At 64.4% G+C, this 10384-nt stretch carries 10 protein-coding genes; 3 read left to right on the top strand and 7 right to left on the bottom strand.

The genetic code is table 11. The annotated features are described in order from the left end of the window. Both KA184_13550 and KA184_13555 read left to right on the top strand, forming a co-directional pair. On the top strand, window positions 1–588 hold a 588-nt coding region (locus tag KA184_13550; protein MBP8130598.1), incomplete at its 5' end, for a ZIP family metal transporter. A 17-nt stretch (window positions 589–605) separates the two neighbouring features. Further along, complete coding sequence (locus KA184_13555; protein ID MBP8130599.1) at window positions 606–1598, top strand: dienelactone hydrolase family protein; 993 nt, start codon at window positions 606–608, stop codon at window positions 1596–1598. A gap of 6 nt (window positions 1599–1604) precedes the next feature. Here the strand turns inward: KA184_13555 and KA184_13560 are convergent, their stop codons facing one another. The 5 genes from KA184_13560 to KA184_13580 form a co-directional block, all read right to left on the bottom strand. After that, window positions 1605–2195 (bottom strand): hypothetical protein, encoded by a 591-nt coding sequence (locus KA184_13560; protein ID MBP8130600.1) that lies wholly within the window; start codon window positions 2193–2195, stop codon window positions 1605–1607. A gap of 144 nt (window positions 2196–2339) precedes the next feature. Continuing rightward, window positions 2340–3911, bottom strand: coding sequence for a hypothetical protein (locus tag KA184_13565; GenBank protein MBP8130601.1), 1572 nt, complete (start codon window positions 3909–3911; stop codon window positions 2340–2342). Between the two features lie 111 nt (window positions 3912–4022). After that, complete coding sequence (locus KA184_13570) at window positions 4023–4955, bottom strand: alpha/beta hydrolase (GenBank protein ID MBP8130602.1); 933 nt, start codon at window positions 4953–4955, stop codon at window positions 4023–4025. Window positions 4956–5057: 102 nt separating this feature from the next. Beyond that, on the bottom strand, window positions 5058–6239 hold the full coding sequence (locus tag KA184_13575) for a DUF2961 domain-containing protein (GenBank protein MBP8130603.1): 1182 nt from the start codon (window positions 6237–6239) through the stop codon (window positions 5058–5060). Between the two features lie 78 nt (window positions 6240–6317). Further along, a complete protein-coding gene (locus KA184_13580; protein MBP8130604.1) occupies window positions 6318–7277 on the bottom strand; it encodes an MBL fold metallo-hydrolase in 960 nt (319 codons plus the stop codon). Between the two features lie 241 nt (window positions 7278–7518). On the opposite strand from KA184_13580, the gene KA184_13585 reads away from it, so the two are divergent. Next, the gene (locus KA184_13585; protein MBP8130605.1) at window positions 7519–8565 is read left to right on the top strand and encodes a hypothetical protein; all 1047 of its coding nucleotides are present in this window, start codon (window positions 7519–7521) and stop codon (window positions 8563–8565) included. Window positions 8566–8574: 9 nt separating this feature from the next. On the opposite strand, the gene KA184_13590 is transcribed toward KA184_13585, so the two are convergent. After that, on the bottom strand, window positions 8575–9903 hold the full coding sequence (locus tag KA184_13590; GenBank protein MBP8130606.1) for a sulfatase-like hydrolase/transferase: 1329 nt from the start codon (window positions 9901–9903) through the stop codon (window positions 8575–8577). A gap of 40 nt (window positions 9904–9943) precedes the next feature. Beyond that, a partial coding sequence (locus tag KA184_13595; protein MBP8130607.1) for a gfo/Idh/MocA family oxidoreductase occupies window positions 9944–10384 on the bottom strand: 441 nt, incomplete at its 5' end.

Here is a 10384-nt window from a genome sequence, read left to right on the forward strand (position 1 = left end):
CCCGCGTGGGTCCCGGCCGTCATCGGGTTTCTGGCGGGCGGCGCGTTTCTGTGGCTTGCGGACAGCCTGACCCCGCACCTGCATCTGGGCTTTCCGCGCAACGAGGCGGAGGGCATCCAGACGAACTGGCAGCGCAGCGTGCTGCTCGTGCTGGCAATCACGCTGCACAACATCCCCGAAGGGCTCGCGGTGGGCGTAGCGTTCGGCGCCGTGGGCGCCGGACTGCCCGCGGCGTCGCTGGCCGGCGCGGTCGCGCTGGCTCTGGGCATCGGCATCCAGAACTTCCCGGAAGGCACGGCGGTGTCCGTGCCGTTGCGTCGCGAAGGCATGAGCCGCTGGAAGAGTTTCCTCTACGGGCAGGCGTCGGGCGTGGTGGAACCGGTCGCGGGCGTGCTCGGCGCGGCGCTGGTGCTGTTGATGCGGCCGATCCTGCCGTATGCGCTCGCGTTTGCCGCGGGCGCCATGATCTATGTGGTGGTTGAAGAACTCATTCCCGAATCGCAGTTGGGCAAGAACACGCACGAGGCGACCGTCGGCGCATTGATCGGTTTTGCCACCATGATGACGCTCGACGTGGCCCTCGGCTAGACGCAAAGGCAACGCTCATGAGACTCGTCACGTGCACCGTACTGGCGTTGGCCGCCGTGCTGCTCTTCCTGAACAGCGCCGAACGACTATCCGCACAACCCCGGCGCACGATGCGATACCAGGCGGGGACCCCGGAAAAGGCGCGCGCTTGGCAGGATAACGTCCGCGCCGAACTCGCAAAGCTGCTGCATATCCACGACCTGCTCGCGGAGGGAAGGACCGTTCCGCTGGAACCTGAACGCCGGGGCTTCGAGACGCGGGACGGATGCACGCTTGAAACCATGACGCTGCGCGCGACACAGGGCCGCACCTTCAGCGCCGTGGTGGCGCGTCCGGCGCAGGGACAAGGCCCGTTTCCGGCGGTGGTCTGCATTCACGGCCACGGCGGGAACCGCATGACCCCGTTTGACCCCGCGAAGCAGGAGTACCGGCTGTTCGGGGAGACGTTGGCTCGGAAGGGATACCTGGTTATCAGCACGGACGTGGGCCAGCACGAGGTGTATGAGCCGGGCCGCACGCTCATGGGCGAGCGTCTCTGGGACCTGATGCGCTGCGTCGATTATCTCGAGACGCTTCCTGAGGCAGACGCGCGGCGCATCGGCTGCGCGGGCCTGTCGCTCGGCGGCGAAATGGCCATGTGGCTGGGCGCCATGGACCCGCGCGTCGCGGCGACGTCCAGCTGCGGCTTCCTCACCGTGATGGACCAGATGGAGAACAACCATTGCATGTGCTGGAAACTCGACGGGCTGCGCGAATTGGTTGATTTCGCCGACATCTACGCGCTCATCGCGCCCCGGCCGCTCCAATGCCAGAACGGGCGTCAGGAGCCCGAGACGCAATTCACCGTGGCTCTGGCGGAAAAGGCCCTCGCGGAATTGCGGCTGGTCTACAAGGACTTGAACGCGGAGCACAGGGTAGCCCTCCACATTCACGACGGCGGGCACGAAATCGATATGCAGGCGCTCGCCGGTTTTCTCGACGCACACCTTGCACGGCCGGACACGCGGTAGCGGCCGCTATTCCTCCTCGCCCGTCGTCAGACTGACGGTGGTGGCGTCTCCCTCGCTCATGACCATCACGTGGACCTTCCGCGTGTCCTTGCCGTAGTGGAGCATGGTCATGACTTGCCCCTCCGCGTTCTGCTGCATGACACTCTCTTCTTTCCAGCCGCGCGCAGCCAGTTCCTTTTTGTAGAAGGCAGCGACGTCGTCGTTCTTCGCGGTGGTCTGCCCCACGATACTGAACACATTCTCGCTGGTCATGCTGTTCGACATCTGGATGTTCAGGCCGGGATAGACCGGCACGTCTTCGGGGAACCCCTTCGGCAGTTGCGCGCCCCCGCCGGTCACGACGTGCTGTGTGCCGTCTTCGTTCTGCACGCTGATGGTCATCGCGCCGCTGGCGGAATCGATATCCACGTCTACGTCTTCCCCCTGGGCCTTGGCCGACTGTTCGATGATCGTTTCGGCGACTTTCTCAGCGGCGGCGCTGCCAGCCGTACCGGGCGCGGCGGATTCGCTCTTCTCGCCGCCACAACCCGTCAGCAGTACCATCCCGAGCGTCAACAGGACGCAGGTCACGGTCTTCGCAAACAACACTTCGCGCATGTACGGTTCCTCCAGTTTTGTGAAACATGAACACTCTATCCATGCCCGCTTATTCACGGGCGCACCGCCCGGACCTCGTTCCTGCCATTCCCGGCTCTCGAGTGAAGTGTATCACACGGAAGGCCATGCGGGGCGACGGAGGTCTCACTGCACCCGGGCGGGCCTTCCCCGCGCCCTGGTGCGGGGCGGGGCTTCGCCCGGGGCCTTCGCGCGCAGGGGCTTGCCCCCGGCTTCGGCCTTCCGTACATAGAGGCGGACCACCGCCCCGCCGCCAATGGGATACGCCTTCAGTTCATAGTCCCGCCGGAATTCGGGGATATTGTACAGTTCGCGGTCGCCCAGGAACGCCGGGCTTGCCGCGCCGGTCGAGGAGCCGAACTGCACATAGTCGGGCAGGCGCGACAGCACATAGCGGCCGTCGCCTTTTTCATGACCCGGGGTGCCGTAGCCGATGGGCAGCTCGCGGTGCGCAATGACTGCGTCGCAAAGTCCCAGCATGTCGATCGTGGTCAGTTTCGAGAAGAAAGGGATGCTCCCGGCGGTGTTGGTCGCGAGCACGGCATCGGGCGGGGCATTTTCCCGCAGCCACTCGCCCACGCGCTTGCCCAGCCGTCCCACGTTGCCCTTTCCCGCACGGTCGCCAATGTCCCTGTGCTCGACAATCATCAGCACGTTGTGGCCGATGACGAGGGCGGTGAACAACAGCGCCACAATCGCGGGCGGGCGGCATGCCCGGACGGCAAACGCGGCGAGCAGGCATATCAAAGGGAAGATGGAGGCATAGAAACGAAAGGATGGCATGAAATCGCCGCCTACCGTGGTCACGTAGGCTACGTGAAGGGCCGCGATGACCAGCAGCACGCGGCGCAGCCCGGCGGCCTCGAATGCGCGCCCCGGAATGAGGAACGCGGCCAGCACGGGGGCGAGAATGCAGAAGGCCGCGCCCAGGAAGCGGCCCGTATAGTCCATCCCGCGCAGCGCCTGTGCCCACGTGCCGCCGACCTTCACGTAAAACGTGTTCGGGAATACGTAACCGTAATAGGTGTACCGCCAATAGAAATAGGCCCCGAACAGCACGGTAAAGGTCAGGGGGAACAGCAGGAAAGAAACGTCGCGCGCGCGCAGGGCATCGAAGAACCGGTCCAGCGCCAGGACAGCGAAAATCAGGCCGGCATCGGGCCGCGACATGGCCGCGCAGGTGCAGCACACGCCCAGGAGCACATGCAGGCCCGGCGTGCGCGGGCGCGTTCGCACCTGTTCATTCACCAGCACCGCGAGGAGGCAGCAAAAGGCCACAAGCGGCGTCTCCATGCCGGCCATGAACCACGTTGTAAACAGGCCGCACGTGCCGAGGAACACCGTGGCGAGCAAGGACGTCCATACGGACAAACCGGGTATGAACCGGTGCGCCCGCGCCGTCAGCAGCAGCGCGCCCAGGCTGAAGACAATTCCGAGCGTCTGGGCGAATGTCTCCAGGTTCAATCCCGCGAAGGAACCCGCGCTGAGGAGTACTACCCACAGGAACGTGGTGTACCCTTCGACCCGCTCGCCTTCGTTGTAGACCAAACCCTTGCCTGCGGCGAAATTCTCTGCATAGCGCATCGAAATGTAGGCGTCATCGGGAATCCATAGGCTTCTTTGAATGTAATAGTTGTGGCCGATGGCGAAAACCGCCGTGAGCACAAAGACCACCCACGGGGCCAAACGGGCAATCATCGCGGATTCTCTCCTTCCTTGGGGAAAAGCAGCCAGACAGGCGCGGGATCTTTCCGCAAACCCGCGGAGAGTGTAGGGGCGCAACGCCCCGCATTCAAGCCGCCGCAGTTCCTACTTGCCCGCGAGTTGCTTGTCCATGAAATCGGCGAACTGGATGATCTCGAATGGAATGGTAATCCAGGGATGGCCGCCACCCTCTTTCACGATCAATTCAGCCTCGTTGCCCGCCTGGCGCAGCGCATCGACCATGATCCGCGACTGTTGCAGCGGCACCAGCGGGTCCGCGTCGCCGTGCGCGAACAGGATAGGCGGCACGTTGCCGCGCACCAGCCGCCGCGGCGAGATGGCCGCGGCCTCCTCCCGCACCTCGTCAAGGCTGTGACCCGCCGCGCCGCCCGGGAACAAAATATCGCCAATCAACTCCGCGACGCCGTTCAGGTCCTTGCCGGGCCAGTCCAGAAAATCCGTCGGCGGGAAAAACACGGCGGCGGCCTGCACTTCGGTGCCCTGACGCAGGAGCGGGTCCGCCGCGTTGGGATCGCCCCGCTCAGCAGTGAGCACGCTCAACAGCGCCAAGTGCCCGCCCGCGGACGCGCCGACAATGCCCAAGCGGGCGGGGTCGACCTTCCACAGTTCCGCGTTCGCCTTGATATAGCGGATCGCGCACTTGATATGTTCCACCATCTCCTTGGCTGTGTAGAGCGGCCGCGTGCCCGGCCGCACCGCGAAGACGGTGTAGCCGCGCGCGCAGAAGATCGCGTACATCTGGGCCTGTTCATGTTCGGCGATCTTGCCGCGGTCGGAGTGCCACGCCCCGCTGACCACGTCCACGATCCCGAGGCCGAACCCGTTGTCGTTGGGCGCATAGATGTCCTTGCGCGCCTTGCCGTTCGGCGTGAAGACGTCCATATAGAAATCCTGGCCGTCGATCGTCGCGTAGACGTGGTCGACGGCCTGGTCATACGGCTTCTCCTGCGCCGCGGCGGCAAAGGCGAGGCTTAAGAACAAAAGGACGGTGAACGCAAAAAGAACACGCCGAATCATAAGGCTCTCTCCCCGGTTCTCCGTGCAGCGCACGGCTGCCGATGCGCTCATACTATAAACATCTTGCCGGGTTCTAACCAGAATCGCGTCTGTCAGGCGGAATCACGTCTTGTCCGTCTTCCTGCGGTCCTTCGCGAGGGCGCCGTAGGGCTGTACGCGCAGTTTGCGCCACAACGCCTTCATGCGCCGCATTTCGGGCGTGAGCTTGACGCGCTGCGTCGTGATCTGCGCCTTCGGATCCTGCTTCCAGGCCTTGCTGGCATCGCGCATCACCGGCGCGCGCTTGGCCGCGGGCGGTGGCGCCGCGACGCGCGTGGGTTCGGCGGCGTACCAATAGGCAACGCTGCTGACCTCGTTGCATAGGTGGTTGGCGTGTCCGTGCTCGATAGTGACCTTGATCTCCTTGCGGAACCGCACCGGGTTTTCGAGGTGGAGCACGTAACTGGTCTGGTAGCCGCCCGTGTTGGACTCGTGAATCGACGAGCCGTTGCGCAGGAACGTGTTCGGCTGCATGCCCCAAGCGTGGTTGAAATAGTCTTCGCTGCCCGTGCCGTGCAGGTCCGGCGGCCAGTGATAGCCGTCCACCCAGACCATGTCGTCGCCTTCGCCCCACCACGTATTCTGAAAATTCGTGATGCTCATGTTGCAGCCTAGGTAATGCCCTCTGCCTTTGGTTTCGAGGATGACATAATTGTTGTCGAAGGCGGCGCGGCCCTTGTTCACCACGTCGGCTTCCGGCGTGTTGACCAGAATCTCGTGAGCCCATCCGCCGAACGGATTCTCCCGCCGGAATGCCGCGTGGAAATAGAGTTCGTCAGCGGGCAACGGCGCGTCGCAGGTTTCGTAGTCAATGTAGAAATATTGCGGGTGGATCTCGCCGGACTCATTGATGAGTTCGATCACCGCGCGTTCGCGGAACGGCATCGCGATATAGCAATTGAGCGCGCAGCCTTCCTCCATCTTGTTGTTGTGAAAGGTGGATGCGCAAAACAGCGCGTTCTGGAAGCTGTTCACTATCGTGTGGCCAAGGCAGAAGAAATCGCCCAAGGGCACAAGCACGCTCGGGTCCTTCGCGTCGTCCCACGTCATCTTCAGCAAGACGCTCCGGTAATGCCGCGGCTGCGTCATCCAGATATGCGTGATCCGGCCGGGCCCCCGGATGTCGGCCAGCACCCGCGTTTCGCCCGGCTCAATGAGCCAACGATCCGCATTGCGCCCCGTCACGTCATACGACGACACGCGCCGGGTGCGCCCGGCCCCCAATCGTGTAATTTCAGGATACATCTGATAACCATCCTCTCTTGTTGTGCATCTCGATTCGCATACGGATATGGACAAACACCGGCGGACACGGACCGCCGACTATTGTGTTTCCATGCGTTTGCGCGCGAGGTGCGCCAGGCCCATCGCGTTCAGGGCCACGTCGCCTTCGACAAAGCGGCGGTCGCCCTCGAAGTCCGTCACGCCGCACCAGCGCAGGTGGTCATCCAGCGCAGCCGACGTCTGTTCCAGGCAATACGCATCTAATGCACCGCCCTCGAGACGTCTCTCGACGGCGCGGTTCACAATCGCCTCCATGAGGTCAATACAACGCAGCAGTTTCCGCGCGTCTTCAGGCACTTCGTCGGTCCGCCCGAAGTGCGTGATGCAGACCGCGGCCGGACGGGCTTCAAGGATGCGTTGCACGGCCACGCGGGCGGCCGCGGGGTCGAAATCCGGAGGCGCGGTTGCCGCAATGAGAAACGACGGGCCGGGCCTTTCGCGCGGCGCGCGTCCGATGCCGAAAGCGTCGCCGGAGAAAATGCAATTCGCGCCGCTGTCGTGGACGCAGACGTGGTGGTTCGCGTGGCCGCGCGTGTGCAGGAAACGCAGAGTGCGCGCGCCCCAGGCAAGCGTTTCGTTATCCGCCATGGCCCGGACCCGCGACGCCGGGACGCCCTCGATCACGCCGTACAGCCTGTTGAACGCATCTTCCCCATACACCATCTTCGCGCTGTTCACAAGCCGGGCGGGGTCGGCAAGGTGCCTTGCCGCGCGCGGATGGGCCAGCACGGTCGCGTTCAGGCAGCGCTGCAGGAGCGCCGCCGTGCCGCCGGCATGATCGAGGTGCACATGCGTTACGATGAGGTAATCCACCGCTTCCGGCGCGACACCCGACGCGGCCAGCGCATCGAGCAACAACGGCACGGCGCGGCTGGTATTGTTGTCCACGAACGCGGCGCGCCCATTTTCGACAAGCAGGTACGCCGCCGCCCGGCGCGCGATTCCCATGTAATGACAATCGACGGCGATGGGCTGCCCGCCTGATGCTGATGGATTCATGCCAACCTCCGTCCAGCGCTGAAAGGGCCGAATGATACCGGCGCGGCCTTCGGCAGGCAAACTCGGGACCCGCTCCATGGCGAAGGCCGCCCGGCGAACAGGGCCGGTCACGCTCACGGAGCCTCAGGGGTCGGGTTCCGGTCGCGACCAGATTGATGGAGCAGTCAAAAAGCGGGTATCGTGAATTGGCATATGGCCGTTTCGTGGTACGACAAGGATGCATTACTCCGGGGTATTCACCGTGTTGCCAGTGCTGATTTCAGGCTTGATGTTATTGTCCGCGGCTGGAGAAGACACCGCTATTGACGCCGCCACGCTCGATGCATGGGCCGCGCCGTATCGCGGCTGGCATTACTATCCGGATTTCGTGGTGCCGCCGTCGCCGGACGATGGGCTCGGATTCACCATGGTCGACACGCCGCTGGTCTGGCTGCACAACGGCGAGTGGCGCATATTTTACACCGGTTTCGACGGGTGCGGCTACCAGACGGCGCTCGCGGCAAGCGCGGACCTCGTGCATTGGACGCCGAAAGGGCTCGTCATGAGTTTCGGCGAGCCGGGTGCGTTCGACCACGGCGGCGTCACCTTCGGCGGACTGCTCTTCGAATCGTACGACGTGAAGGCGCCGCGCACGCTCAAGCGGTTTCAGGACAAGTACTGGGTGCTTTACGGCTGCTACCCGAAACGGGGCGGCTACGAAATCCGGCCCGGCGCGGAGGGCCTCGCCTGGAGCGACGACGGGGACACGTGGCGCCGCGCGTCTGAGGACATGCCCATCCTCTCCGTCGTCGGCGCGGCGGAATGGGAGAAGGACTGCATCTATCAGCCGTGGCTGCTGGAGCATGACGGCGTGTTCTACGATTTCTACAATGCGGCAAATGGCGGCATCGAACAGATGGGCGTGGCCACGTCGCGCGACCTCGCGCATTGGGAGCGTTTTGCGGGCAACCCGGTCGTGCGCAACGGCGGCGCGGGCGCATACGACGAACAGTTCTGCTCGGACGGGAAGGTCTTCCGCGACGGCGACCACTGGACCATGGTCTACTTCGGCGTCGGGCGCGGCGGCGCGCACATCATGGTCGCGTTTTCCCGAGACCTGCTTCACTGGACGCAGCACCCGGAGCCGCTTTACAAGGCGGGCGGCAACCCGAGCGGGCTCGACAAGCAGTACGCGCACAAGATTTCGCTGGTGTACAACCCGGCCAACGACACGTTCTATATGTACTACTGCGCCGTGGGCGGGCGCGGCCGCGGTATCGGGTTAATCACGAGCAGGCCGGTGCAATAGGCGAAGCTGCTACGCTTGGTTCAAGAACGCGCGGAGCCATTCCCGGCTCCCGGCGCAGGCGGGGTCGCCGTAGCGGTTCACAAACTCGTGCGGGTCCGTTTCGAGGTCATAGTAGGCGCACATGGCCGGGTCGCTCGATTCGATAAGCTTCCGTGCAGCCGTGCGCACGGCCCGGGTGTTGCCGCGAACCTCGGCGAGCGCGGCCGCGCGCAGCGTCACGCCCTCGCGATACAGGCACGGCACAAGGCTGCGCCCAGAACATGCAGGCAGCGGTTCCGCGCCGGCAACCTCCAACAGCGTGGGCGCAATATCCGTCAATTCGGCGAGCGCGGGCTCGGCAATGCCGCGGCGCTGCGCCCGCAGTCCCGCAATCAGCAAGGGAACCCGCAGCAGCGCGTCGTAGGGCCGCGCCCCGCTCTTGAGAATGAGCCCGTGCTGACCCATGTAGTCGCCGTGGTCGGCGGTAAACACGATCACGTTGTTGGTGAGACCGCGCGCGGTGAGCGTGGCCAGGATGCGCCCGACCTGCGCGTCGATATGCGAGATCGTTGCGTAATAGTGCGCGAGGACGCGGCGAAACCGCGCTTCGGTCATCTGGCGCAGGTCGAAGAAGGCCTCATGCCGGGCGTCGTCCTCAGGCACCGGCAGCACGAAACCTTCGGGCAGGCGCAGGTTCCGCGGGTCGTACAGGCGGTCCCAAGGCTCGGGCGGATCGAAGGGATGATGGGACTTGATGAACCCAACCGAGAGAAAGAAGGGTTCGCGGGCGGTATCGGACAGGTAGCGCACGGCCTGGTCGCCGATCCAAGTGCTGGAATAAAGCGGTTCGGGCAGATTCGACTGCATCGCGCCGAAACTGAGCCAGTAACGCTCCGGCGCGGCGGCGCGGTCCACCTGGTCCCAGTGGTCGATTCGGTCTTCCTGCCCCTGCTCCGCGAGCCAGGCATGGTAGTCATCCTGATTGCGGCCGGGGCTGTCCTGTTCCGCCAGGCGCATCAGGTCGAATCCGCGCTCCGCGCGCGGCGGCACGAAATGCATCTTGCCGATGGCGGCGGTGTGGTACCCCGCGCCGCGCAGGAGCCGCGGAAACACGGGCGTCTCCTCCGGCAGCGGCGTCTCGTTCGTGCGCACTCCGTGCTCTGCCGGACGCAGCCCCGTAAGCACGGTAGTGCGCGACGGCACGCACAACGGCTGCTGGCAAATGGCCTGCGTGAAGTTCACCGCGTGCGCGGCCAGCGCGTCCAAATTGGGCGTCTCGACATCCGCGTTGCCGGCGTAGCCGAGGCAGTCCCAGCGCAACTCGTCGGCCATGATCAGGATGATGTTGGGTCTTGACACGGCGTTTCCGTCATAAGCCTGACTGCGCGGCCCGCCGCGGTCAGGGCACGCGCACCGGCTTGCCGCACGCGGCGGATTTCCATGCCGCCTCCGTGACCTCGATCGTGCGCAGGCCGCATTCGGGCGGCGTCTGAGGCACGTCCTTGCCGAGAATCACGTTCACGAAGTTTGAATCGGGGTCTTGCTGGTACTTCGGCAGTTTCACCTCCACCGGCTTGCCCATGCCGTCGAGGTGGATGAGCCCGAGCCCTTGCCGCAGATACAGCGCGCCTTTGCTCCCGACGATGCTGTGGTCCTCGTACCAGGCCGGCGCGTTGCCAATGACCGACATGCTGCCGAGCGCGCCGTTCTCGAAGGTCATGGTCAGCGAGGTATTGATGTCCACCTTCGCGTCGAAATTGTCCGAGCGCGCGTAGACTTCCTTCACCTTCATGCCCGTCACCCACATGACGATATCGACGAGGTGGCTCCCGGAATCGTT

This window comes from Candidatus Hydrogenedentota bacterium, from assembly GCA_018005585.1.
Lineage (GTDB): Bacteria > Hydrogenedentota > Hydrogenedentia > Hydrogenedentales > JAGMZX01 > JAGMZX01.